The organism is Vibrio sp. Makdt, assembly GCF_027587015.1.
In the GTDB taxonomy this organism is placed as follows: Bacteria; Pseudomonadota; Gammaproteobacteria; order Enterobacterales; family Vibrionaceae; genus Vibrio; species Vibrio chagasii_B.
This window is the reverse complement of sequence record NZ_JAPPTH010000003.1, coordinates 98,057-123,312: the sequence shown is the minus strand read 5'-3', so window position 1 is coordinate 123,312 and position 25,256 is coordinate 98,057. Positions and strand designations below refer to the sequence as shown.

19 protein-coding genes and 3 pseudogenes are annotated in these 25,256 nt (G+C 40.8%); 14 read left to right on the top strand and 8 right to left on the bottom strand.

Going from position 1 to position 25,256, the window contains the following annotated elements:
* Positions 1-29: 29 nt before the first annotated feature.
* The 6 genes from menE to OH460_RS04660 form a co-directional block, all read right to left on the bottom strand.
* Positions 30-1,478, bottom strand: coding sequence for an o-succinylbenzoate--CoA ligase (gene menE, locus OH460_RS04685; protein ID WP_269995519.1), 1,449 nt, complete (start codon positions 1,476-1,478; stop codon positions 30-32).
* Positions 1,479-1,530: 52 nt separating this feature from the next.
* A complete protein-coding gene (gene menC / locus OH460_RS04680; RefSeq protein ID WP_269995517.1) occupies positions 1,531-2,538 on the bottom strand; it encodes an o-succinylbenzoate synthase in 1,008 nt (335 codons plus the stop codon).
* Between the two features lie 74 nt (positions 2,539-2,612).
* On the bottom strand, positions 2,613-3,479 hold the full coding sequence (menB, locus tag OH460_RS04675) for a 1,4-dihydroxy-2-naphthoyl-CoA synthase (RefSeq protein WP_017064079.1): 867 nt from the start codon (positions 3,477-3,479) through the stop codon (positions 2,613-2,615).
* A 105-nt stretch (positions 3,480-3,584) separates the two neighbouring features.
* Entirely contained in the window at positions 3,585-4,382 is a 798-nt protein-coding gene (gene menH / locus OH460_RS04670) for a 2-succinyl-6-hydroxy-2,4-cyclohexadiene-1-carboxylate synthase (protein ID WP_269995512.1), read from the bottom strand.
* 9 nt (positions 4,383-4,391) lie between these two features.
* On the bottom strand, positions 4,392-6,116 hold the full coding sequence (menD, locus tag OH460_RS04665) for a 2-succinyl-5-enolpyruvyl-6-hydroxy-3-cyclohexene-1-carboxylic-acid synthase (protein WP_269995510.1): 1,725 nt from the start codon (positions 6,114-6,116) through the stop codon (positions 4,392-4,394).
* A complete protein-coding gene (locus OH460_RS04660; protein ID WP_269995911.1) occupies positions 6,113-7,420 on the bottom strand; it encodes an isochorismate synthase in 1,308 nt (435 codons plus the stop codon). Before OH460_RS04660 ends, menD begins: the two co-directional genes overlap by 4 nt.
* Positions 7,421-7,711: 291 nt before the next feature.
* On the opposite strand from OH460_RS04660, the gene OH460_RS04655 reads away from it, so the two are divergent.
* From OH460_RS04655 to OH460_RS04615, 9 genes and pseudogenes are all read left to right on the top strand, one after another.
* The gene (locus OH460_RS04655; RefSeq protein ID WP_004739935.1) at positions 7,712-8,944 is read left to right on the top strand and encodes a pyridoxal phosphate-dependent aminotransferase; all 1,233 of its coding nucleotides are present in this window, start codon (positions 7,712-7,714) and stop codon (positions 8,942-8,944) included.
* A gap of 170 nt (positions 8,945-9,114) precedes the next feature.
* Positions 9,115-9,345: pseudogene (yfbR, locus tag OH460_RS04650) on the top strand (5'-deoxynucleotidase); the annotation flags it as partial.
* A 94-nt stretch (positions 9,346-9,439) separates the two neighbouring features.
* Positions 9,440-10,039: a 5'-deoxynucleotidase gene (gene yfbR, locus OH460_RS04645; RefSeq protein ID WP_269995507.1), complete on the top strand. Its 600-nt coding sequence runs from the start codon at positions 9,440-9,442 to the stop codon at positions 10,037-10,039.
* A 16-nt stretch (positions 10,040-10,055) separates the two neighbouring features.
* A complete protein-coding gene (locus OH460_RS04640) occupies positions 10,056-11,888 on the top strand; it encodes a hypothetical protein (RefSeq protein ID WP_269995505.1) in 1,833 nt (610 codons plus the stop codon).
* On the top strand, positions 11,888-13,837 hold the full coding sequence (locus OH460_RS04635; protein WP_269995503.1) for a tyrosine-type recombinase/integrase: 1,950 nt from the start codon (positions 11,888-11,890) through the stop codon (positions 13,835-13,837). The genes OH460_RS04640 and OH460_RS04635 overlap by 1 nt, the downstream gene beginning before the upstream one ends.
* The gene (locus OH460_RS04630; protein WP_269995501.1) at positions 13,837-14,940 is read left to right on the top strand and encodes an AraC family transcriptional regulator; all 1,104 of its coding nucleotides are present in this window, start codon (positions 13,837-13,839) and stop codon (positions 14,938-14,940) included. The genes OH460_RS04635 and OH460_RS04630 overlap by 1 nt, the downstream gene beginning before the upstream one ends.
* Positions 14,937-16,220 carry a site-specific integrase gene (locus OH460_RS04625; protein WP_269995499.1) on the top strand — a complete coding sequence of 428 codons (1,284 nt, stop codon included), beginning with the start codon at positions 14,937-14,939 and terminating at the stop codon, positions 16,218-16,220. Before OH460_RS04630 ends, OH460_RS04625 begins: the two co-directional genes overlap by 4 nt.
* Before the next feature lie 17 nt (positions 16,221-16,237).
* Positions 16,238-16,753, top strand: coding sequence for a VPA1267 family protein (locus OH460_RS04620; protein WP_269995496.1), 516 nt, complete (start codon positions 16,238-16,240; stop codon positions 16,751-16,753).
* Positions 16,750-18,945, top strand: a complete 2,196-nt coding sequence (locus tag OH460_RS04615; RefSeq protein WP_269995494.1) for an AAA family ATPase — start codon at positions 16,750-16,752, stop codon at positions 18,943-18,945. The genes OH460_RS04620 and OH460_RS04615 overlap by 4 nt, the downstream gene beginning before the upstream one ends.
* 15 nt (positions 18,946-18,960) lie before the next feature.
* On the opposite strand, the gene OH460_RS04610 is transcribed toward OH460_RS04615, so the two are convergent.
* Entirely contained in the window at positions 18,961-20,187 is a 1,227-nt protein-coding gene (locus OH460_RS04610; protein WP_269995493.1) for a hypothetical protein, read from the bottom strand.
* 80 nt (positions 20,188-20,267) lie between these two features.
* Here OH460_RS04610 and OH460_RS04605 point away from each other — a divergent pair, with 80 nt between their 5' ends.
* Complete coding sequence (locus OH460_RS04605; RefSeq protein ID WP_269995490.1) at positions 20,268-21,497, top strand: ParB/RepB/Spo0J family partition protein; 1,230 nt, start codon at positions 20,268-20,270, stop codon at positions 21,495-21,497.
* 154 nt (positions 21,498-21,651) lie between these two features.
* Here OH460_RS04605 and OH460_RS04600 read toward each other — a convergent pair.
* A pseudogene (locus tag OH460_RS04600) lies at positions 21,652-23,046 on the bottom strand (type I restriction enzyme endonuclease domain-containing protein); the annotation flags it as partial.
* On the opposite strand from OH460_RS04600, the pseudogene OH460_RS04595 reads away from it, so the two are divergent.
* The 4 genes and pseudogenes from OH460_RS04595 to OH460_RS04580 all read left to right on the top strand — a co-directional run.
* Positions 23,041-23,439: pseudogene (locus tag OH460_RS04595) on the top strand (tyrosine-type recombinase/integrase); the annotation flags it as partial. The pseudogenes OH460_RS04600 and OH460_RS04595 overlap by 6 nt on opposite strands.
* A gap of 15 nt (positions 23,440-23,454) precedes the next feature.
* Positions 23,455-24,177: a DUF2971 domain-containing protein gene (locus tag OH460_RS04590; protein ID WP_269995489.1), complete on the top strand. Its 723-nt coding sequence runs from the start codon at positions 23,455-23,457 to the stop codon at positions 24,175-24,177.
* Between the two features lie 14 nt (positions 24,178-24,191).
* Positions 24,192-24,419: a hypothetical protein gene (locus OH460_RS04585; protein ID WP_269995488.1), complete on the top strand. Its 228-nt coding sequence runs from the start codon at positions 24,192-24,194 to the stop codon at positions 24,417-24,419.
* Positions 24,420-24,511: 92 nt separating this feature from the next.
* Positions 24,512-25,129, top strand: a complete 618-nt coding sequence (locus OH460_RS04580; protein ID WP_269995487.1) for a hypothetical protein — start codon at positions 24,512-24,514, stop codon at positions 25,127-25,129.
* Positions 25,130-25,256 lie beyond the last annotated feature (127 nt).

Sequence of the window (25,256 nt, the reverse complement as noted above, 5' to 3'; positions counted from 1 at the left end):
CGACTAGTCACCGTGTATTGCGCTTCGTTTTATTTAGAACGAACCTCTTGTAACCACTGCGCCAATCCCGCTCTCGATACCTTGATGCCTAATTGTTCTTGCTCTGGCATGCGGTAGTAGTCGATAGGGAACTTAAATCGCTCTAGGCTTCCTTGTAGCTGTTCGGCAAACCACACTTTGGTTGGCATTTCATCACAGTCAATAATCGCAACGGGTCTAAAGCCAAACTCACTGTCTTCAACGGGTATGATAAAGGCTTGCTTAACCTCAGGAAGTTGACTGAGTGCTCGCTCAATTTCTTCACAGTGAATATTCTCACCGCCAGAAATAAACTGATTATCGGCTCTGCCAATAATCGACACTTGCTCGCCATCCCATTGCCCAAGATCTTTACTATCAAACCAGTCATTCTCATCCACTAATGGGGTTAAAGTACCTTGATAGTAGTAACCAGAAGCGAGGGTATTGCCTCCAATATAGATACGTTGGTTTTCTATTTTCAATTGGCGATGATTAAGCACAAAACCGGCAGTGCTGCTCGCATCAACAGGCTTTGCTGTCACCGTTGAGGCCGCTTCCGTCATGCCATAACCAAGCCAAGTCTCAATCCCCATTTGCTGAGCTTCAAGGCCAAGCGCTTCTGGAATATGGCTACCACCTAACAGCACATGAGTTAAAGTAAGTGCTTGCTTACTCTTTAATAACCTATGTAGCTGAGTAGCGACCAACGAAGCATGACTACAGCCCTTGATATCGGATTCAAGCGGGCCAATACCCATTTTTATACAGCCACCAGCAACTAGCCAACGATGAACAATCGCCAGCCCTGACACATGGTACATAGGTAAACTCAGCAGCCAAGTATCACTGCCTTTAAATTGGAAAGCATCCAGTAACCCGGCAGCTGAACATAGGTGCTGCTCAAGTGTGTGAGCCACCGCTTTAGGGGTTCCCGTAGAACCCGAAGTAAAAACGATACTCGCGAGGTTCTGAGGGCTAAAACAAGAAAGTCCTGACGTTGCTGCTAGTTTGTCATCAACATTCAGTTTTTTATCAACATTCAAATCACTCAAGCAAGGCAATGTAAGTAACTGAGTGTTTGGTTCAGCAATGTCTGATTGATTTAAACCACCACTTTCTAACAGCCACAAGTAACGTCTATCCGACGGCCTATAAAGCGATTCAAGCTTTTGCGTTAAGCGAGCTGAAGGTTGAGGCATGGTGAACGCGCAAAGTACGCCTAAATTAAGTGCCGCTAGATAAACGGGGATCACTTCGGCTTGGTTCTTACCAACAATAGTTAACACATCTCCTTCAGAGAGGCCTTGTTCTGATAGCTGTTGTTGGTAATCACTCACTAACGCCACAATTTGCAGCCAAGTGTAAGCACGGTTGGGTGTGACGAATGCTGTTTGATGTGGGTTGTGCTGCGCCCACTGTACCCAGAGCGGGTGATGATTAGATTGTGGGCGCATCATAAGATAACCAAGTTAAAGATTAAAAACTGATTGAGCTAACCGAACAATCGGGCTATGAAGACCAAATCAGTTGCTGCTGTTCAAGACTCGCAACAGGAAGCTGGCAACCTGGCCATGGAACTTCTAGCTGTTGTTGATACAAACCAATCGTATCAAGCCCTGGCACTTCATTAGGCAAGTACTGCTGTGCCAATCGCGCAATCTGAGTTAAGCCAAGGCTCGACTCAATACTTGAGCTTAGAACAGGCTTAATACCAAGTTGCTGTGCACGCTCAATGATCGCCACACAACGCTCTACCGAGCCGATTAAGGTTGGTTTAATTACCACAGCCTTAACGCCAGTTAAATCACTTAAATCAAACTCAAGGTTACGCACCGCTTCTTGCAGTGTTTCGTCCCAAGCAATTGCTACACCGTGGTCGATGGCAAAAGCCAAGCTATCTTCTGGCTTTTGGCAAGGCTCTTCAATAAAGCTAATGCGCTGACGAAGTGATGGCGAAATGTATTTAATGAACTGCTTCGCTTTTTCAGGCTTCCACGCTCGGTTAGCATCAAGTCGTAGCGTTAAATCAGGAATCGATTCAAGGAATAAGCTCACCAGCATCCCATCGCGGATCGCTTCGTAAAGACCAACTTTGACTTTAGCGACCTTCTCACCTTCCATCTCATTAAGCACAGGGATCAGTTCATCTGGGTCACCAGTACATAGAGGTGCAGCTTGGTAGTTACCTTCCGCATTGAGTTCGCCTTGAAGCTCCATCAACGCCATTGAAAAACCAAACGCCACTGACGGATAAAGTTCATCGAATAGGGTGTTACGTTTGTTGTGACTCCAAAGCTCTAGCTCGTTTTGTAACTGAATGCCAGCTTGCTCGGCATCTTCTTGGCTAAAGCCCGGCAAAGGTGCGACTTCGCCAAAACCAGACTTACCATCACACTCAAGATGGATAATGTAGCCAACACGTTCGTTCAACTTATTATCACGCAGCACCACGCCACTATCCATAGGTAGTTGATAACGATACAGTTTAGCGTGACGCTGGGAATTCATTGAATTCATAAGGTTTCCTAAAAAACGGGAACATTAAAACAAAACGAGCCGCTATTTAGCGACTCATTCTGAAGAGGATAAAACTATGGGTTACGCGGGAATTTGTCGAAATCAGGTCGACGTTTCTCGTTAAACGCATTACGGCCTTCTTGGCCTTCCTCTGTCATGTAGAACATCATGGTTGCATTACCTGCAAGCTCTTGCAGACCGGCTTGGCCATCACAGTCGGCATTCAGCGCTGCTTTCAGACAACGTAGCGCCATTGGGCTGTGTTGCAGAACTTCACGACACCAACGAACGGTTTCTTTTTCTAGGTCAGCGACAGGCACAACCGTGTTCACCAAGCCCATATCCAATGCTTCTTGAGCATCGTAGAAACGGCATAGGAACCAGATTTCACGCGCTTTCTTCTGACCAACGATACGAGCCATGTAAGAAGCACCCCAACCGCCGTCGAACGAACCTACTTTAGGACCAGTCTGACCAAATTGTGCGTTTTCAGCTGCGATTGTAAGGTCAGCCATCATGTGAAGAACATGACCGCCACCTACAGCCCAGCCAGATACCGCTGCGATAACAGGTTTTGGACAAGTACGAATTTGACGTTGGAAATCAAGCACGTTCAGGTGGTGTGTACCTGAATCGTCTTGGTAGCCGCCGTAGTCACCACGAATACTTTGGTCACCACCAGAACAGAACGCCTTCTCACCAAGACCCGTTAGAATGATTACGCCTACTTTCTCGTCATAACGAGCGTCAGCCAGTGCATTGATCATCTCTTTTACGGTTTGTGGACGGAACGCATTGTGCACTTGAGGACGAGCAATCGTGATTTTCGCAATACCGTCATCAGACTTGTGGTATTGAATATCTTCATATTGACTGCTTTCATCGCGCCAGTTAACGGCTGCGTAAAGTTCTTCTTCTGTGATGCCTACTGTTTTAGCCATGGTGATTCCCATTGTTCTATTAGAGAGCGCGACTAGCGTAGAGTCGCGACGGTGTTGCTCTGCTTGTCATAGCGCTTGATACGAGAGACTCGCTCAGTCAGTTCATCAACGACTGGCGATACATTGGATAATCAAGTTTGAAAACATCTCTGGTTGTTCAAAATGAACATTATGACCAGCGTAATCAACCTGACTATATTCAAAGCCACTATTCTCAGCTAGCTCCATGAATTTACGATCTTTTTCTCCACATACATAATGCAATAAATGCTCATGAGATTTCAATGTGGCACGTAAATCCGGTTGCTTAGCTAACGAAGTAGATAACAACATATTTGCTACGGATACTCCAAGGTTACCACTACGCTTTATGACCAAAGTTTGTCTTTGCTCATGATTTAGTGAAGAAAAGACGCTTTGTTGATACCAATCGTCTAAAACATCTTCAATCGACTGCTGTGCAAAGCGAACAGCCCATTGCGTATCGTGTACTAACCTTTGTGCTCTTTCTTCATCACATTCCAAGCCAAAGTTGCCACCTTCAATGATGACTTTCTCTAGATTGAGCGTCTCAAAGCAAGGGCTGGTTACCCCATACATAGCGAGCCTTCCGCCCATAGAATACCCAATCACTACAATAGGGTGATCGGCAGGAAGATCGTTGAGAGCCAGTTGAGATGTGATGCACTGGACAATTTTCTTGCAGCAATGATCAAACCCTACCGGATCGATAAAGCGACTTTGTCCGTGTCCGGGTAAATCTATGCAAAGGAGAGGAAAATCCTCGAGGAATGGATGACATGCACTCCAATCATCCCCGCTTCCGAGTAAACCATGTAAAAAAACAAGCAAAGGTTTGTCAGAAGAATCTTGTACAGCTGGGTAATAATCGGAGTAAAGCATGTAAAGTCCTTAGGCTAATGCCTCGGTGAGCATTGAACTGAATTGTTTCAGCAAAGTAGACGCTTGTTCGGGAGGCGTCTTAACTTCCACGAGCAAGGTACCCTGACCCTGTTCAAAATGTTGTTCGATAATGGTTTGATAGCAATTCAAGGTTTCTGGCGCAGCGTATCCCAACTGGAATTGCGCAGCTGCGTGTTCAAAACTGAAACCATGAGGCATTTGATAAAGTGACTGTTTCTGTTGTTCTGGTACCGGCAATAAATCAAAGATCGCACCGCCATCATTGTTGGTCACAACAATAACCATCGGCGTTAAGTTATGAGTCAGCAGAGCCAGTGAGTTGAGGTCGTAAAGCAGAGAGGTATCGCCAATCAACATCAACAAAGGATTCTGGTTGGCTTTCACTACACCCGCAGCCGTCGCCACCAAGCCATCAATGCCCGATGCACCACGATTGCTGTAAACTCGATTCGCAGATATTGAAGACAGCATATCCACCAGCCTTACCATCAAGCTGTTTCCCACAAACAACTCTCTGTCTTTAAGTCTAGACGACAAGTCAACCGCAACACTCAACTCGGTCAGTTGGTCATTATTGGATATTTGTGCGAGTGCTAGTTGCTGAACGGTATTTGCCACCTCGATTAAAGGCGTCGCCCAACCCGAGTGTTTGCCCAACAACGTTGGCAGGTGTTGATCGGTTATCCATGACTCAATATTGGCAACAATATGAGTTTGAGGCAGATGGTCTTGATTTATACGGTGCGCATCAGCCGAAACCACAACATATTGCGTGCAATCGAACCAAGCTGCTTGTGACTTAACCCAATGGTTTAATCGCTTAGAAACAATGCGCTCACCAAACTGAAGAATGAAATCACACTGGTTGAGTTGCTCTTTGACTGAGTCACTCTGTAACCACAGATCATAATGCTTCCAATCACTGCTCACGCCCGATTGAGAATCACAGAAAATTAGCCAGCCCAAAGCAGAAGCAAACTGCTGCGCTTTTGTTGCCGCTTCTTTATCAATCGAACCAATAATCACCGCACCTTTACGCTCTAGGTAATCGCCCGGCGCTATCGGTTGTACAGTCAAATGATTGGGTAAACAGGTATTAGAATACGGGCTTGTTGACGAGCTCCACCCAGCGATATTGTTAGTGTAGTCAGCATACATTTCAGCACTGTTCTTAGAATAGAGCGGCTCTGGGAACGGACAATTGATATGAATCGCACCGCCCACATTGCGTTGTTTCGCAAGCGCGCTATCAACCGATGTTAGAAGCCAGTTCAATGAAATCTGTGTGGTTGGGCTTGGTAGATTTAAAGCACTTTCAACATGGGAAGAAAAGATACCCTGTTGTTGAATCGCTTGATTGGCACCACAGTCGACCAAGTCGATGGGTCTATCAGAGGTCAGCAAGATCAGCTTCTCTCGTGTCAGCCCAGATTCAGCCGTCGCAGGAAGCAAATTCGCCACAGCGGTTCCCGATGTCACAATCACCGCAACCGGCTTGTTGCTAGCCTTTGCTAAGCCTAACGCTAAAAATCCAAGACCACGCTCATCAAAGTGCGTGTGTAAGGTTAACTTGGGGTTGGCTTCAGCTTCGAGAGTTAGCGGCGTTGAGCGAGAGCCCGGCGCAACACAAACATGTTCAACGCCATTGCGTGCAAGCTCTTCAAGTAACGTGTGACACCAAACTCTGTTTAATACGGCTTGGTCGTGATTCATGACGCGACACCCAATGGAGGGTGATCAGAAATGAGACTGAGCAGAGTCGACATCTTCTTGTTCAGCTCTTGCCATTCATGTTCGGCAACCGATCCCGGCACGATCCCCGCGCCAGCAAACAGTTGTACTTGATCGTTTACAACCAATGCACTTCGAATCGCCACACAGAATTCTGCTCGTTGATGACTGATATAACCGACTGAACCTGCATACCAGCCTCTCGCAAACGGTTCGTGTTCTAGAATGAAGTCCATCGCTTCTTTGCGCGGTAAACCGGCTACGGCTGCGGTTGGTTGTAAAGCCGCAAGCAACTGAACGCCATTAACACCGTTATTAAGCTGCGCATGAATATTTCGTTTTAGGTGCTGTACCTTACGCAAACGAACAAGGCGCGCTTCTTTCTCTACGTGCACGGATTGTGAATGAGGAGTGAGACGCTCAATGATGTCGTCGACGACATATTGGTTTTCATGAAGGTTCTTGGTGTCTTGTGAAAGCCAATTTGCTAGCTCCATATCTTCGGTAGCGTTCTCGCCACGACCAATGGTGCCAGCGAGCGCTTCGGTATCAAGCTCGGTGCCATGACGGCTGTATAAGCGCTCTGGCGTCGAACCAATGAAACTGTGTTTCGAATCCAGTACCAACATAAAGTGAAAACTATGGTGGTTTTGCAGGTAACTAGCCTTAAGGAGTTGAGCCGCACAAATAGGTGCATCAAGTTGTAGCGTGGTTTTTCGCGCTAAAACCACTTTCTTGTACTCTTCGTCGCTAATGCCTTTCAGTACTTTCTCAACCAACCCGCCCCACTGTTCTCTTTCTGGAACGTGGTTTATCTGTTCAATATGCGCAGACAAAGGCGCCAATATCGCGGCTTCTACGGATAGCTTATTCAAAGCATTAATAGAAACAACACGATCAGGGGACAAGTTAACCGCCAGCGACCAAGTGTCGTCAAAGCGGATCAATTCAATCTGAGGTAGAAAGAAGAAAGATTCCATGCAGCGGCGATTTTTTTCAGTGTGGCCGTCAAATGAACGTCCACCCCAGATTCGTTGGTCTTCACCTAGAATCGCATACGCGGGTGCTGGATCTGAAAATGTGTGTAACTGGCCAAGCGCAACCACCTCTTCACGAGTGTCGCGTGACTGCCAGTAGAACTTAGGAAAAAGCGGTTGAGCATGAAGCCATTCGATAAATGCAAACGATGGTTTTTGCGTGAGAACTTCAACACAACGAACTTCGCTTGCTTGGGCATTTTGTACTCGCTCAATCAAAGCGGAGATAGTTTGCTGGAAATGTGACAAATCGACCTCGTTCACATCTAAATTCTTATTATATTAGTTTGATACTTTATGGGTAGCACCCACTTAGATCAAGAATGTCCGATATCTTTTCAACATTCCTGTGACTTTAAGCGAGCCCCTCTATCATTTTAGACAATAACCATAAAAGCGATGAATTAAAACTTAGAAAAGGGTGACAACAAAAAGACCAAACGTGACACTGAAATGCGACATTCATCAGATTTTTATTCTATCAAACGCCATTTTGCGGTACTTTAATAAAGTATTTAAATTAATTTCAGGAAATCGGCAATGCAAAATATCGGGATGTCGTCAAAACTCAACAGCGTATGCTACGAAATCAGGGGGCCTGTACTCAAACATGCTAAGCGCATGGAAGAAGAAGGGCATAAAATACTAAAGCTTAATATTGGTAACCCCGCCCCATTTGGTTTTGACGCCCCTGATGAAATCCTTGTTGACGTAATCCGTAACCTGCCGACATCTCAAGGTTACTGTGACTCAAAAGGTATCTATTCAGCCCGTAAAGCGGTTGTTCAACACTACCAGAAAAAAGGTCTACGCAATCTTGACGTAGAAGACGTTTACATTGGTAACGGTGCTTCAGAGCTTATCGTTATGTCTATGCAAGCGCTACTGGATAATGGTGATGAAATCTTAGTTCCCGCTCCAGATTACCCTCTATGGACAGCATCAGTGGCACTTTCTGGTGGTACTCCGGTTCACTACATGTGTGATGAAGATGCAGACTGGTACCCAGATCTGGATGACATGCGCGCAAAGATCTCACCGAAGACTCGCGGCATCGTTCTTATCAACCCGAACAACCCTACAGGTGCGGTTTACAGCCGTGATTTCCTGCTTCAAGTTGTCGAGATTGCACGTGAACACGGCCTAATCATCTTCGCTGATGAGATTTACGACAAAGTCCTTTACGACGGCGCTGTACATACCTCTGTTGCAACGTTGGCTGAAGACGTACTGATGGTAACGTTCAACGGCCTATCTAAAGCTTACCGTGTTTGTGGTTTCCGTGGTGGTTGGATGTTCCTAACGGGCCCTAAGCACTTAGCAAAAGGTTATGTTGAAGGTTTAGAGATGCTTGCCTCTATGCGTTTGTGTGCCAACGTACCAATGCAGCACGCTATCCAAACGGCATTGGGTGGCTATCAGAGTATCAATGAACTGATTCTGCCAGGCGGCCGCCTGCTTGAGCAACGTGACCGAGCATGGGAACTGATTAACAAGATCCCTGGCGTGTCTTGTGTGAAGCCAAAAGGCGCGATGTACCTGTTCCCGAAGATCGACACCGAGATGTACAACATTAAAGACGATCAGAAGTTCGTACTCGATTTCCTTAAGCAAGAAAAAGTACTGTTAGTACAAGGTACTGGCTTCAACTGGCCTAAGCCTGACCACTTCCGTATTGTGACTTTGCCACATATTGAAGACCTTGAAGTGGCAATTGGTCGCCTAGAGCGCTTCTTGCAGACTTACAATCAAGACGACCTCATCGAAGGTTAATGAGCACAAGAAAGATGGCTACAGTTTGCTGTTTTAAAAGACTTTAACTTGTATTCATTCACTTCTATGCTTAAAAGGCTCCAGTTTAGGAGCCTTTTTTGTATCCGCTGTCTCGTGCAGTTTGTGGCAAACAAAAAGTACGAGTGGAGCACTCTCTAGATAGGACACTTATGAAACAGAGCCATTTCTTCGCCCATCTCGCACGTATGAAACTTATCCAGCGCTGGCCTCTGATGCGCTCCGTCTCAAGCGAGAATATTTCAGAACATAGTCTACAGGTCGCTTTCGTAGCCCATGCCTTGGCGCTTATCAAAAACAAAAAGTTTGATGGCAAACTCAACCCAGAACACATTGCCCTAATCGGGATGTATCATGACACCAGTGAAGTACTGACTGGTGATTAGTTCGTTTTTCTTTTTTTTCGTAAACTATTGACTTAGTTCGTGTCCGGTCATATATTTACATTAATAATAATGTGTTCGTATGGAGTTATTTATGGTCGAAACAGAGAGCACCTTCATGGCATGGATCACTCGAATGCCGTTAATCAAACGTTGGGCTTTGATGCATTGTTTTCAGGAAGAGAATGTCTCGGAGCATTGTCATCAAGTGGCAGTAATTGCCCATTTACTGACAGTAATAAAGAACAAAAGGTACGGAGGCAACCTTAGCCCTGATAGAGCGGCTACTGTTGCTATTTACCATGAGATTTCTGAGACGAAACTTCAGGACATAAATTCAAAAACCAAATATCACAGCCCAGAATTCACCTCTGCTTTTAAGAAACTTGAAGATTTAGCAGAAAAAGAGTGTCTGGATACCCTACCTGAAGACTTAAGAGATGAATTTGCTAACTTACTTATTCAAAAAGACGTTGACGTTAAATACAAAGCAATTGTAAAAGCAGCCGACATTCTGAGCGCTTATATCAAAACAATGAATGAGCTAAGGTTCCATAATGATGAATTTCATCATGTTAAAGAGAGCCTAGAGACTCGTATAGAGGAGTTGAAGCAACAACTGCCAGAAGTAAAAGACTTTATGGAAGTTTTCTGCAATAGCTGCACAAGTACATTAGACAAGATTTCAGGTTAGTTAGACAGAGACAAAAATGACAACAATGATAAAGTTGGTGGAAGAACTCATCGACACAGCCGCTAATAAACCTGATGTAGTACACATGTACTCATTGAGGGACTATCTCAATGAGAAAAACAAAGAAAGTCTATCACCGTATAACTTTGATGAGTTTGAGTTCATAAGGTTCTTAAGCTATCTGGCAAATACTAGAACAACTAAAGTTAGATACATTACTGCCGTAGCAGTTAGAAGGCAGTTAGGTAAGGCTCATAAAGAGCTTTCTTGCTTTAAGAAGAAGCCGAGTACATGGCCTGTACCAGAAAAACCAACTGCTGATCATTTTGAACCGCTTGATAGTGAACAGTTAGAAAAGCTAAAAGAATTTCTTTCGTCGGAAATAAAGGCCATTTATGACAGAGAAGAATCTGTTGAAAAAGCTCTTGAGTGTGGCGTCCCACATCAGTTGGTTGGTACTGATTTTTGGAGGCGTGACAACCCAGACAAGAATTTACCTAAGTTCTCAACATGGACAAGTAACCTAAGCGATACGATTGTTACATTTTACGCGCATAACCCTGAATACCCAAATAATGCAACGGTAAACATGGTTAAGAAGAACGGAAAATACCATGTCCCTTCAGATTTGACTTATACCAATCTTACAAATCCTTTAGTCACTACAATGAAGCGTTTGGTTATGCAAAAAATCAAAAGCTTCACTTGCTTTATGCCCGATGCACCAAAAACATCTGCATCTGATGTTATGGCAATTCTATATCCAACTGTATATGAATTTAGCGTAATCAAAACTGCAATTTGCTTAGAAACAGGTTGGTCACCTGATATTGTCGAAAAAATTAACCCTGAAGACTATCTATATGACCCTATTCCAATGGAAGGTGAATGGGCATTTATCAAATCAAGAAAAGAAAAAGGTGCGTCTGTCAATACAGAAACCAACATTCGTCAAGAAAGACAAATGATTCACCCAAGCTCCACCACTAACCTTAATAGTGCTTATAATTTAATAAAATTATTCAATAAGCGTACTTCAAGATTACGTAATGGAATGTTGTATAAAAAGGTCTTAGATAAACTAGACGGAGAAATACCTTTTTGTGTCACCTTGACGATTAATGCAGGGGTATCAATTAGCGCGTACCACCCATCGCTGGAATCAAATAGAAGTGCTCAACAAAAGTACTTAAAGGACAACCTTGGGTTTAATTTAGATTTACGGCAACTTAGACCAACAAGACTCTACTTAAACGACCAAGAGGGAAATTTACCTCTTTTATTACAAGTAGCTTTATATGGACATTCTACTTCAGCTATTACAGATGGGGTGTACAAAGATAACTCTGTGTGTAATCAGAAAAGAAAAGACAAGCTTTCTATCGAACTTGACGAACTGGTGGACACAATTGATAACGGTTCTTTTAAGGGAACACTTGTACCCTTGTTCAAAAAAGAGTCCATTAAGAAAAAAATATTGAACATTTACACAAATCACAATGGAGAATCACCATTGGCTATTTGTAATGATCCTTATCACCCTAACTGGGATATCAAAGGAAATGAATTACCAACAATAGCATGTAAGAATTTCAATAAGTGTCTCCTTTGTAGTCAGTCATCGGTAACGAGTGACAATATCCCGTTTGTAGTGGACAGGTTCTTATATCTTGATCAAATGAGGCGCTCTGTAAGGGAAGACCAATTCGACTTGTTGTATCGTGATGAATTCGAAGCAGCCCAACAGGTAATTGATTCTTGGCCTTATAAAGAAGATATAGAGGATGCTGAGTTGCGTAATGCAATGGAAGGTTACTTGTTACCACCAATTATTTCTGAGTACAACTAATGGATATAATCAAATTTTCCGATGTGAATTTAAGCCAAGATCTTAAAGTAATGAAAGATGTGAGTTTTGTAGAGAACTCATGGCGAATCCAGATTAGTCAATCAGAACACGTTAATTTTCAATTTACACTTGGTAAAGTTGTATATGATCGCGATTGTATAGATATTTTAAATCTAGTTAAGATGCTTTCTTACTATGAATTCCCTAAGTTAGTAAAATTGAATATTACGAGTTGGTACACTTCTGCGTCAAGAAATAGCATGTACATAAACGCGGCTCGTAACTTTCTATTCGAAAATGGATTTATTTCGAGTGTAATGCTAAGCAACATCACGATTAAACAATGCTCTAACTATATTGAAAATTGCATTCAAGATGTGAAAAATGACGTTAAAGGCTCCAGATATAAACTTTTATCGGCGATCAGATTTTTTGATGCATGGACAGAGGCTACTGAAAGAGAATTATTGCCAAGTGATTTTCAGTTTGCTCACGATAGCAAGGAGATTATCAATGATGATCTTCGCACCGAAATTTACATCCTAAATGAAGATAAGAGAAACCCATGGATGCCATTAGATGCATCAGTAATAGAGCAAGTTTATTCTGAAGCCGAAAAATATATCAATAGGTATGCACCTACAATTATAAAATGCTCAAAACTATTAAACACGCGTCAACGGCGAGGTGAAAAAGAGGAAGCCGGACTAGATAACATTAGGGAAGATGGGCGAACAAAGCATTTATTTTTGGAATTCAAAAATATGGAAATTCCGGAAATTTCTGATGGTGTTAAGCTTTTTAATTTCGAACCAAAAAAGCAGAAAGTAGCCTCTCTCGGTTACGCATGCGGTTGGCAATGGCGAACATCTATTGACATTGGAGAGGTCCGCCCAGCTGTCATTAAGCTTAAGCGATTATGCATTTTTATTATTGGCTTGTTTACTGGTTTAAGACGAAGAGAGATAGCAGCACTTCCAGCAAAGAAAACATTTACTAAAAATGACTCTGAATACTTAAACATAATAAGATATAAAACGTCTAATGATTCCGAGGTCGGCCAAAGTGATACCATACCTGTCCCTCAAATTGTTTCATCAGCTGTTGATGTGTTAATTGATTTGTTTCAAGAGAATCGTGAAGCCCTTGATACAAACAAGTTACTTGTAACTGATATATTAACCAAAAAGAAATTTAAACGTATAAAACTAAATACAATAAACAAAGATATTAAGGAAATTGTCAAAGAGGTTACTGGTGTAGAAGGTGCACATACACACCAGTTAAGAAAATCTATTGCATGGCTGTTAATCTCTAGAAGTGAAAAAAACATAGATTTGATTCGCCAGTTATTTGGTCATAAAAGTTATGGTATGACTATACGCTATATTATGCGTAATGAATTAATGGTAGATAGTGTTATCGAATTGCTTGAACACAACTATACTGAAGATCTTAAAGAAGTATTTGATGCAATAAGAGATAATAAAACATCCGGCGCTCTTTCTAAGAAAATCAAAGAGAGAATGGAAGACCAAAAGTATAGCGGACAAATACTACTAACTGATATAGAAACCTATGTGAAAGAGTCATTAAGGTCTGGTTTACCGTTATTTGTTTCAAGAGTTCCGATAGGTGGATTTTGCATGAAGTCAGGTGATGATAACGTCGCCCCACCTTGTATGAATGGTGATGTAAAGGGTTTGCCAAACATAAACAATTGTAACTATAAAGAGTGTGAACACTTGATTTTCAATGAAGAATCAGTGCGAAATATACATTCACAAATTAAATATTATAAGAAAAAAATTATTTATCTCGAAGATTCATCCAATGAAAGTGTTGTTTCTTATTATGAGAATGAAATCATTGAACACACTGATTTGCTTAAAAGGCTTAAAGATAACAGTTCAGAAATAAATAAAGATATCCAAGAGGAAGTAATTTAATGTATTTAGAAGATCAAGATGTAATAAAAGCTATCGATTTCCTGAAATCATCAGAAGACTACACTGTATCTAAGCTTGCAGAGCACCTTGGTCTATCTCGCTCAGTTTTATACAATAGATTTCGACACCTACTTTCAGACCCTAAAAAAGATACAGAGGATAAGTTAAAACTTGCAATTTCAACCTTACGAGCAAGAACAGGTGCAAATAAGTTAACAATATCCGCTGTCGCTAAAGAGGCTGGAATTACAAGGCAAAGTATTTCACGGGATTATAAGCATCTCATCCCCTTTATCAAAGGTAACGCTAATCTAGGAACAATTTCTAACTCAAATATTGAGTTGGAAGTTGTGATTCGTGAATTAAAGCAAGAGTTAGATTCTTTAGAGGTTGATGCTAAAAATAGAGAAGAAGAATTTAAACTTAAATTGTACTCTGACTTAATGAAGCAGGACTTGTTTGCATTCGAAGCAAATCAAGATAAAGCAAGCGCCATCAAGCTTCAAGGACAAGTTGATGAACTTACAAGACTTCACCGTGAACAGATGAATGAATTATCTGAACTTAGAGCAAAGATATCTTCATATGAATCTAATTCGGATTCGATGTCCTCAAACCTAGAAATATTAGCTCACCTAAAAGCAGATTATAATTATCTTAATTCATCCATGGAAGTTAGTGCCATGATGAAAGAATTTTTTTCAGCAGAAAACAAGAACATTAAAGAAGCCATTGATATTTGTTTAGCCTCTCAGCCTGATGCGATAATTTTCTTTCAACCTTTCTTAACTGGGTCATTCGATAGCCTTGGGCATATTTTACCTGAAAAAAGAGTTGTTATCATTGAGAGTAACTTCCCAAGAACTAAGCATTTTCAAGAGTTAATAAGCAATATCGATTCAATACCGATTCATAGTTTTTCGGCTAACAATACCAAGCAGAGGATTGCTTTTTTTAACTGTAGAGCTAATTATCATGGTAAATTTAATGAGGCTTTTATTGAAAAGCTATTTGAACTAATTGACTACCCGAAATTAAATGATGGATTTAAGTCTGTTACTACTTATGAACCAGATTTATTTATTTCTATGGTTAAAAAATGATGAAAATTGAAAGAGCTTTTATTTCTTACCAACATGAGAAAAGAACTATTTCGCATCACGTTATGCTGCTTCATTATAATGATAAAGTTATAATGCTTAGTGCGATCAACCTTTTCCTCAAGTCACGAGCCCATAAAAGCCAAAAAACAAGTGAACGTTATTCCTCCGCTATAAAACGCTTTTTTGAGTTCATGATTAATTATAAACAAGTGGAAAGCTCAAATTTCTGGAGAGAGGTTACTGAACCAGACATCAGGGAATGGCAAGGTCATTTGGTCACACAAAGGGATAGTCTTAATAAAACCAGACCTAAAGATGAAACCATTTTTTCTGAAGCTTGTATCGTGTTTGATTTCTACTCTTGGGCTAACTCTAATAATTTCCCAGTTTTAACATCTCCATCTTCAAGTGCTTGGAAATTTAATTTTCGTGACGAAAGTAATCTTCTAAAAAGTATTTCTATTCTGTCTGGGAGTAATGCTGAATATGCAAACATAGATATAGGTCGAGAAAGAGGCAGAAGCTCCAGAAGCCATAATACTGATAAGAATGTGACCATCATGTCAAATGAGAATATACAGAACTTACTTCGTCAATATGATGACGTTGTATATCCAGTTATGTTTTTATTAGGACTGGCAACAGGTATGCGAGCTCAAGGTATATGCTCTGTTCCTTATATTGGTTATGGCGTTAATGATCATGTAAGGACATATCCTGAGATCAAAAATACTATTCCTAAGCATAGTGACGGCACCATCGCAAAAACTTTTTCATATACTGTCACTGAAAAAGGTAGTAAAACAAGGACCCTTCAGGTGAATCTTGCTGCTTGGAAAGTGATATGTAAAACATATCTACCTGTTTACTTTGAGCGTCGCAAACTCCTCACTCTGCGACACAAGAATATCGATCCAAATACTATTTTTTTTATTAATAAAAAGGGTGACCCAGTAACACCTAAAATGATAGCAGACAGGACTCTTGCAGCTAAGAGAAAGTTGAAAGACGACACTTTTACTTGGTCATTTCATAGCACTCGCGATTGGTATGCCACTATGTTTGTTATAAAGCATCTTAGTAAGGAAAAAATTGAGTCTGCACATTATGATGCAGCTGTAGAGACCTCTCTAAGGAAACAAATTGGACATAGTGACATCAGGACAACATATATGCATTACGTTCGTGTAGCGTCAATACTACTTGCTACACAAAGTGGAGAGTTGGACTTTTCACTTGGGATGGACGAGGACTTTTGGAGCCAAGTTTCTGTCAATTAAAACAAATGGATTTTAGTATGAGTATTAATCAAGACAGTAGTTCAACTCAGAAAAAATTGAGTGGGCGAGAACAAGGACAATTAAATAAGACTCTTTTCAACAATTGGGTCGCTAGTTTAACAGACGATGACTTTCGTAGACTTAAAAATGGAACACAGCTGAACCGCGAACTTGTTGCTGAAGAATGTGGGTTTAGTCGGTCGGTACTATACCAAAACAGAACTATTCGTGCTGCCTTAGAAAGGCTTGATGAATCTAAACGACAAGAGGGAATTCTTGATGCAGTTGATTCTGAATCAATAGAAACAAAGCAGAGTTTCGATGTTAACGATAACTCAAGCATCCGCCAATCTGTCACATCTGTTGAACATGACCAAAACTTGAAAAAAATTCAAAAATTAAATGATAAAGTACGAACCCTTGAGGCCAAGGTTCTTGATCTTGAATCTCAAAATAATAAATTAAAAACAGCTCTTAGCCGATACGAAGAGGTGTCCAATGTGCTTTCTTCAAGAGGTATATTGCTCAGATGAGTAAAACAAGAAAATTAGAAGCAACATTAAGGGTCACTTCTATAGTTTCTGAAACCGATTCTGACTTTGTGTTTCGTGCTGTAGCTATTGACTCCTGTGGCACAGCTTTGGATGTAAATGAATATTATGTAGTTCAAGCATCCCCACTATTGGTTCCTATTCAGCCAACGATTGGTCAACATTGGCATGTTGTTGGCGATGCATCATCACGTAAGGTATTGCGAAACGGCTTCAAAACAAATGAAGTAAATCTATTTGCTCATAAACTTACTGTTCTATTGCCTGAAAGCAATAATAGTTTTGTAAACTTTATTAAAGGCGACAGTGAGTTTAGTCATGTGGGCCCAGTTACAGCAAAAAAATTGTGGGAAACGTTTCAGTCTGAGGTATATCAGATTTTATCCGATGGCGACATTGATAAACTAACTTCAGTAAAAGGTATCAGCAAAGTAACAGCTGATGGTTTAGTTAAAGGATGGAATAAATACGAAAACCTCAAAAACCTTTGGTGGTTTGAGAAACATAAAATCCCTAGTGGGATAGCTATGGACTTAATCAAATTCCATGGTGTTGAATCATTACAAAGAATACAAGAAGACCCTTATCGTCTCATCTCATTCGGTTTATCTTTCAAAGATACAGATCAGATAGCTCTACACTCCTTTGGTCTTCAAACGAATAGTCAAGAACGACTTATCGGAGCCATCGAGTTCGCCCAGCACCAACGAATGAAACAAGGTCACACTGTATCCTCTTTTGAAGAACTTGCCCCATTGGTTAATCGTTGCTTAAATGACATTAACCTTTCTAATTCTGCTCTGAAACAATCCTATGAAACGCCAGCTTTTACCATAGATAAGCAAGGTGATTTTCACCCGGCAGGACTCATTATCATGGAGCAGACTATTGCTCTAAGACTTGCTAAGTTAACTATCAAATGCACATGGAGTCATCATTATGACAATGCGTTAGCTACAACCATTTCTGAACTACCCTACTCTCTTACAAATAAACAGAAAGAGGCTGTGATAACCTCACTGAAAATGGGAACTTCAATTATTACGGGAGGAGCTGGAACTGGAAAAACAACTGTATTGAGTGTCATTATGAACGCCTATGTAAACTTGAATGTTCAAGTTATTCCTATGGCACTTTCAGGACGCGCAACAAAACGAATCACGGAAGCAACGGGATTTAAAGCTAGAACTATCGCTGGATTCATTCACAACGTTAAGCAATATGATCTTGATAGACCAACAGTGCTCATAATTGACGAAGCTTCCATGCTTGATTTGTGTACAATGTATAATCTTGTTAGACGTACTCCACCAAACGTTAGATTTATACTTGTAGGAGACTCCAAGCAACTACCACCGATTGGAACGGGATTAGTTTTCCATGATGCAGTTAATATAATTCCAACAACAGCCTTAGATGTTATCAAGCGCCAAGATGAGTCTACAGGTATCCCTTTGTTTACTGAACAAGTATCTAATGGCAGCACTCCTGACGCTCACCTTTTCAATGACAATATTAGGTTCCATCAAGTTAAAGCTGATGGTGTATTAAGCAAAGTCGCAGAGCTATATGCTACATCCCCTTCTAACACTCAAATCGTAACTGCTCAAAACAATGCTTTGTCTGGTGTAATTCAAATCAACACATTGTGCCAAGCTATGTTTAACCCTAATGGTAAAAGGCTAGATTTCTTCCTTGGTTCTCAAAAACATCACCTAAAAATCAATGATGGTGACCCGATTGTTTTCAACGACAACCACTGGGATAAAGATATACAAAATGGAACCATGGGGCACTTAATAAATGTTGGTCAATCGTCCTCATCAACACAAAACATTATAGCTTTAGCAGATGTTGAACTGGACGATGGACGAACAATCCCCTTAACACATGATCTTTTAGACTCTATAAGGCCAGCGTATGCTATAACTTTGCATAAAGCACAAGGAAGTCAGTTCAACAGAGTTATCATACCAATTTCCAACTCCAGTTTAATCGATAGGTCATGGATTTATACTGCATTAACACGAGCTGAGGTATCCATTGAACTTGTTGGTGATTTTAGTGATTTCAAGCGCGGTATTTGTCGGCAAGGTTCTGCGGGTATGCGGAAGACTTATTTGCGCGAGTTGCTAAACGAAGAGCTAATTGCTATGCACGAAGCCACTTTGTAAACCTTAACAACGGGTTTATCTATAGTTCTTAGAGGTGAGAACTTTTATAAAATAGTCTTTCAACCCTAACTTAAATTCACGTGTGGACCTAACGCCGTTTTTAAAAAGTCTACCATTCGAATCTAACTGCATAACATCACAGTTCTTCCAATGCTTCGCTCGCTTCCCGTAGTCGAGTTTACCTAACTGTGCTCCTGCATTTGATACCTGATCTAGTGTTTTACCCTCTAACACCAATGCATTAATTACTAATGACAAAGCTTGCCAGATTTGAGCTGATAACCTAAAACCTTTTCTATCATGCTCGTGGTTCTCGCGAATTGGGGTTAACCACGCTTTAAAAAAGGTTTCTACATACTGCTGGTACGTATCTGAATATGTCTGAACAAAGCGACCATCATCTTTTAAAGCAATGTCATCTGACATCTTAGCCCGCTCCTGAACTTTCTCACCACATACCGAGCCTACTAGCACTTTGAACAAAATATATTCCGTCGTTATGTGTTTATCTGAAGCTCGTACATGCTTCGTCTGATTAGATACACCTCCAAGATCATCTAAGGTCAGGTTTTCACTTAATTGAGACACAATTTTTTGCAAAGGAAATGAGTCTTTATTTGCGAATTGAGTCAAGTGGATCTCAGACCCTCGCCTATTATGTTTAAAAAACAACGACCTCACTTCATCTTCATTAAAACCTTTTTCTCTAAAAACAATGGTTAACATTAGCTCTTGAGTTACTAGTAATTGTCGAAAAACACTATTTCTTTGCAAATCACTTGCGCTAACCCTAGATGAAAATAGCGGGGCCTTCAAACCCGTTAAGTTTAGGATTGCGTTGTATGTCAATAAGTTGCCAACTACGAATGCTGTGGTTCTTTCGAATTCAATCTCTGTGGACATTTTATTCTCGTGCACTTCACTGTCACCACTAACAACCACTGTCAATGATAATGGAACACCCAATTCACCAGAAATAACTTCATTTTTTATATCATTCTGAAGAGTGAGTGTCTTTTTCTTATTGATGGGATTTTGAGCAGCACTAAACAACATCTGTAGTGCTTGGTGAGGCTTACTCGTTTCAACGTAACTACTTAATTCAACAACAGGAATGAAAGTTACAAGCGCCTTCGTTGGCCGCCGCCCATGGGAAACAACTCTCCCCTTTAACTTAACTTTAGACAATAAAAAAATCTCACTTACTGAATGTATCTTGTAGTTTAAAATAAAAATAATCATTGATCAGACGACGCGTCTGATCAATGATACATTCAAAATAAGAAGCTAGATTGCGCCGTAAGTTTTTCGAGGAGTTAAATATGTGCAAACAAACAAATATCGAATTTCAAGCCGAAGAGTTTGGTAGTGAGTCTTTGCAAGAGTCCATAGTAAATAAGCTTGTTGATCGTTATGAGGAAACAGAGAGCAATAGTTATCTTGCAAGCTCCAAGAGTCTTCTGGCAACAGCGACTGAACTTTTGTCGTCAGAAAATGTTGAAGATATTTTTAAGGCCAAAGCAAAGTATTACTCGGGTATACGTGCAGTAAAAACAACGTTAAAGCACGTAACTATTTTTATAAGCCCTGAACTAGCGAGGGATATGTTACGCTTCTCTAGCCGAGGCGCAGTTAACAGAGAGAACAAAAACAGAAAGCTAAGCCGCACCAAAGTAAAAAAATACGCTGAAGCCATGAAAAAAAGACAGTGGTGCCTGACTGGTGAACCAATCATCATTTCTGCGGATGGGGAAATTTTAAATGGTCACCACAGACTAGAAGCCGCTTGTGAAGCTGGAGTTGGGTTTATTGCTCCGATTACTTATAACGTGATAGATGATCTTTCTTTTGCTCACATTGATGTTGGTAATATGCGCTCAAGAGCTCAAGTTCTTGAAATGGCAGGTGTGACAGTAAGTGCAAATGTGCTATCTCGTGTTGCTATGCTAGCTAAAGCATTTGAAATGACGAAAAACCCATTCGCATTCCGTGGCACGCAAGGGACATCCTTTCAGCCTGCTGAGATTCTTGCTTATGTTGAAGATAACCAAGAGCTTGCACTATCTGTCGACTTTGTCGCAAAGATAGTAAAGCGTCACCGCTTAGAAAGCCAAGCATCGGAGGCAATTTATGCTTTTGCGCACTACCTAATCAAAAAGAATTTAGAAGATAGCCAATTTCAAGACCTATCAATTACTCCTGAGGTTTATTTAACACGTGTAATTTCATCCTTAGGATTAGAGTCCGAAGAAGACATCGAATTTCAAGTGCGTAACTACTTACAAACGATTGTTCATGAATCATCGTCGTATTCGCTTTTATGTAAGTTATCCGCAATTTTTAAAGGTTGGAATCAATATCTTTGCTTATCAATAACAAACAATAAGATAGCAGTGCGTCGAGTGAAAAAGTTTAAGAAAGACAAGGAAGGCAACAATATTCCTCAAACATCTGTTGGCAATATTAATGAGGCATTTACCGTGCCTTGCTTATCAAAAGGGCCTACACCGAAACGAATTTTGCAACAACGAAATGCTGAAGTTGATAGCTAAAATCTGATGTGCAGAAAAGGTGTGATAGGCTTAGTGAAGATGGGGGCTAGGGCTTTTTCACCATAACGCTCCGTTGTTTGCATGATTTGCCCTTTTCAGGGCTAAGTTAAAAACAACTAATAAAGGCAAGGTATTACACTTGCCTTTACTTTATCTAAGCTGCATACCACCCATCAGCCAACACCTCAGCCTGCTCCAGCACAAGCTTAATTGCTTCTTCTGCTGCATCAGGCGGGTATTTCCATCTACGTAGTAGTCGACGAACAAGATTGCGCATGCGAGCACGAACACTATCTCTTTTTTGCCAATCAACCGTGGCTGACTGGCGCAGTTGATGAGTCAATTCAATAGCAAGCTTACGTAAGTTGTCATCACCAAGTTCTCTAACCGAAGATTCGTTGTCGACCAATGCGCGATAGAAAGCGATTTCGTCAACAGAAAGGTTGAGCTTATCTAGTAACTCTCCATCTTCTTGCATCTCTTTCGCCCATTGAATCAACTCTTCGATAACTTGAGCCGTTTCAATGCTGCGGTTATGATACTTTTGAAGCGTCGACATAATACGTTCAGTGTATTTCTTCTCCTGAACGACGTCGTTCTTCATGCGAGATTTAACCTCATCACGAAGTAGCTTTTCTAACAGCTCTACCGCGAGATTCTTCTCTTTCATGTTCTTTACATCTTCTAAGAACTCTTCAGACAGAAGCCCAATGTTTGGCTTATCCAGACCAACCATAGAGAAAATATCATCAACGCCATCAGCTATAACTGCATTATTTAGAATTTGCTTTAACGCTGTATTGCGCTCTTCATCAGTGCGCTTTTTGTCTACAGTTGAATGCTTGATAAAAGCCGTCTTAATCGCAGAGTAAAAAGCAATTTCGTTCTTATAACCTTGAGTTTCATCCATGGTATTACATAGAGAATACGCCTTAGTTAACGCTGCCATTACATCAAGAAAACGTCTCTTACCATCTCTAACTTGTTTGCCATTAGCATCAGTATGAGACAATCCTGACAAATGGTTTACTGCTCCCGGTAACAAGCGTAATGCATCCGTTTCAAAGTCTGGACTGTAATTGAATACCTTTGTATCAACGGGTGTTGCGAACATCCCTCTGATGATATCAACTTTTTCCATCAATACTGAAAACGCTTCTGCCGTATCGACGGTTGGTTGCCCTTTACCTTGGCTGTTGGTATAGGTTTTTAGCGCATTTTTAAGTTCATTAGCGATACCAATATAATCGACAACCAAACCACCGGGTTTATCTTTAAATACTCGGTTAACACGAGCAATCGCCTGCATCAGGTTATGCCCTTTCATTGGTTTGTCGATATACATGGTATGACAACAAGGCGCATCAAATCCTGTTAACCACATGTCTCGAACGATGACGAGTTGAAGCTCATCGTCAGTATCTTTGTAGCGTTTCTCGAATAGCTTTTTGGTTTTCTTATCGTGGATGTGAGGCTGCATCTTTTCTTTGTCTGATGCAGAGCCAGTCATCACAATCTTGATTGCACCTTTATCGGTATCTGGGTGATGTCGAGAACAATCGTCAAACAGCAGAAGACCCAGCAGGAAGTACACTTCGAAATTACACCCAAGACGCAACAAACCTTGTCACAGTGGATCATTCAAAACTCGCTGACACCAACAGACTATCTGTTTCCAAGTCCACGGCGTGAAGGTCAACCAATTTCTTACCATTACTACACCACAATGGTTAATCGTTGGGTTACTGATATAGGACTCGATAAATCCCAATATGGCACTCATTCCTTACGCCGTACCAAAGCTTCTTTGATCTATGCTAAAACCAAGAATCTTAGGGCTATTCAATTACTTCTTGGTCATGCTAAGTTAGAAAGCACGATTGAATACCTTGGCGTCGAGATTGAAGACGCGCTAAGGATTTCGGAGAGTTGTGAGACCTAAGGGAAGGATTCAAAATTGTATTTATATAAATTTCAAAGAGTTGACAAATACTCGGTAGCAAACTTGCTGGATACATCCCTTTATTTTGCGAAACCCGCCAACTTGAACGATCCTACAGAATCGCTCTTTAAATTAGAACTCCCAAATCGGGACGATAAATACTGTCCCGACTTAGAGCACTTCAAAAACATTGCAGCCCTATCTATGGCAGTCGATATGGAACGTCCATACGAGCTATCCGACTCCTTATTCCATTGGTCTTATTATGCTGATGGGCTGAGAGGCTTCTGTATGGTTTTTGATAAGCAGAGACTTGTTGAAGAATTCAACGATAAGACTTTAGTCCATGATTGTATAGCCTATCAGCCTATTTCGAACATTCTCATAGGCGATAATCTAATTACTGAAGATTGGGGACTAGAAGAAGTTCCGGGGAAAAACTTCAAACGTGACAATTTTGGAAGACTAGTTAACTCAGCATATATGAACAAACCTGACAGCTATGCAAATGAAAAGGAATATCGATTCATTAAAACTGGGGATGGCGAACTAAAGTACAATCACGCCAATGCTCTTCGAGAAGTGATCATTGGCTCTAAGATGTCCGACCATGACCGAAAACTATTGGAAAGTATCATCAAGTTGACTGGTCAAGGTTCAAAAATCAAGTATGCCAATATACGAAAGAATCGTTATCAAATTTTCATTGAGAATGATTTGGTTTTAGAGTCAGTTTAGGAGCTTTGCCGAAGATGAGTCAAAGCACCACTATCAATATGATTGAATCCGCCGATAAAATGTTGAATGTTGATGTAAGCGAACATGTATATCAATACATTGAAAGTCGTTTAGTTGAAGGTGGTATCACGATTGAACAGGGCGTCAATATTGCACGGATGGCATGCATTCTAGGTCTTAACCATAACGACGATTTCGATGAGCGTTACAAAGACTTGTTTAATATAGCTTCAAGTGATTAAAGATCTGCGATCTCGCTTTTGTCCCAAAAAGCTTCTAATTTAACTCGATTAATATCAATGCCACTGGCTAGCCGGATATATTTGGAAAATAAATGAAACTTAATTGGCAACACATAGCTATTCTTGTGATTTTTTGGGGGACATTAGTTAGCCCTATTGCATTTTATATTTATACCTTCGGTTTTGGCATCTGGGAAAGCAATGATGACTGGGGTCAAATGGGCAGTGCTATTGGAGGGCTTTACACTCCAATCCTATCTTTATTTACATTTATGCTCTTAGGTCTTCAATTGTATCGACAAAATCAGGTTGATCGACACAATCAAATAGCGTGGTTTATAGATCGAAGCCTAGAAGGTGGTGAAAAAGCATTGAAGTACATGGCAGAAATTTCTCAAGAAAAAAATATGGAGAATCAAACTGTTTTGGATGGCTTACTATCCACCATCAAGAATGGCACCCCAGAAGATGTAGTGTCCTATTTAGGTATGCCTGTCAATCAACGCTTTTTTTCAGCAGCTACTATATATTTTTCAAATCTTGAAGGGTTAAAAAACTCAAAGAACCTTAGCGCGCAACTTGCTTGTGAAGAGTTGAGGACAGAGGCTGCTATGTTGTTAGGTTACAATATGATGATACTCATTGAGCGAGAAGTCCTACGCGGCATGTTGTCTTATGGCCCATATTTTGATAACGAGTTATCAAAATAACGGAAAACTTAGGTCGCTTTTGTCCCAAACATAGAGAATCTGGTTAGCCCAAATCGCGCAGTAAGGTGCATAATTTTATTGATGCAGGTTACTTTGCCTGTTAACGCTAAGTTAGGGGTAGTATGAC

What these genes read in the sequence shown, in the direction of transcription:
- menD (WP_269995510.1), bottom strand. Translation starts at nt 6,116, where the DNA reads ATGAATCACGACCAAGCCGTATTAAACAGAGTTTGGTGTCACACGTTA.
- menC (WP_269995517.1), bottom strand. Translation starts at nt 2,538, where the DNA reads ATGAATTCAATGAATTCCCAGCGTCACGCTAAACTGTATCGTTATCAA.
- OH460_RS04605 (WP_269995490.1), top strand. Translation starts at nt 20,268, where the DNA reads ATGTGCAAACAAACAAATATCGAATTTCAAGCCGAAGAGTTTGGTAGT.
- menE (WP_269995519.1), bottom strand. Translation starts at nt 1,478, where the DNA reads ATGATGCGCCCACAATCTAATCATCACCCGCTCTGGGTACAGTGGGCG.
- OH460_RS04630 (WP_269995501.1), top strand. Translation starts at nt 13,837, where the DNA reads ATGTATTTAGAAGATCAAGATGTAATAAAAGCTATCGATTTCCTGAAA.
- OH460_RS04655 (WP_004739935.1), top strand. Translation starts at nt 7,712, where the DNA reads ATGCAAAATATCGGGATGTCGTCAAAACTCAACAGCGTATGCTACGAA.
- OH460_RS04635 (WP_269995503.1), top strand. Translation starts at nt 11,888, where the DNA reads ATGGATATAATCAAATTTTCCGATGTGAATTTAAGCCAAGATCTTAAA.
- OH460_RS04620 (WP_269995496.1), top strand. Translation starts at nt 16,238, where the DNA reads ATGAGTATTAATCAAGACAGTAGTTCAACTCAGAAAAAATTGAGTGGG.
- menB (WP_017064079.1), bottom strand. Translation starts at nt 3,479, where the DNA reads ATGGCTAAAACAGTAGGCATCACAGAAGAAGAACTTTACGCAGCCGTT.
- OH460_RS04610 (WP_269995493.1), bottom strand. Translation starts at nt 20,187, where the DNA reads ATGATTATTTTTATTTTAAACTACAAGATACATTCAGTAAGTGAGATT.
- OH460_RS04640 (WP_269995505.1), top strand. Translation starts at nt 10,056, where the DNA reads ATGACAACAATGATAAAGTTGGTGGAAGAACTCATCGACACAGCCGCT.
- OH460_RS04625 (WP_269995499.1), top strand. Translation starts at nt 14,937, where the DNA reads ATGATGAAAATTGAAAGAGCTTTTATTTCTTACCAACATGAGAAAAGA.
- OH460_RS04585 (WP_269995488.1), top strand. Translation starts at nt 24,192, where the DNA reads ATGAGTCAAAGCACCACTATCAATATGATTGAATCCGCCGATAAAATG.
- OH460_RS04615 (WP_269995494.1), top strand. Translation starts at nt 16,750, where the DNA reads ATGAGTAAAACAAGAAAATTAGAAGCAACATTAAGGGTCACTTCTATA.
- menH (WP_269995512.1), bottom strand. Translation starts at nt 4,382, where the DNA reads ATGCTTTACTCCGATTATTACCCAGCTGTACAAGATTCTTCTGACAAA.
- yfbR (WP_269995507.1), top strand. Translation starts at nt 9,440, where the DNA reads ATGGTCGAAACAGAGAGCACCTTCATGGCATGGATCACTCGAATGCCG.
- OH460_RS04580 (WP_269995487.1), top strand. Translation starts at nt 24,512, where the DNA reads ATGAAACTTAATTGGCAACACATAGCTATTCTTGTGATTTTTTGGGGG.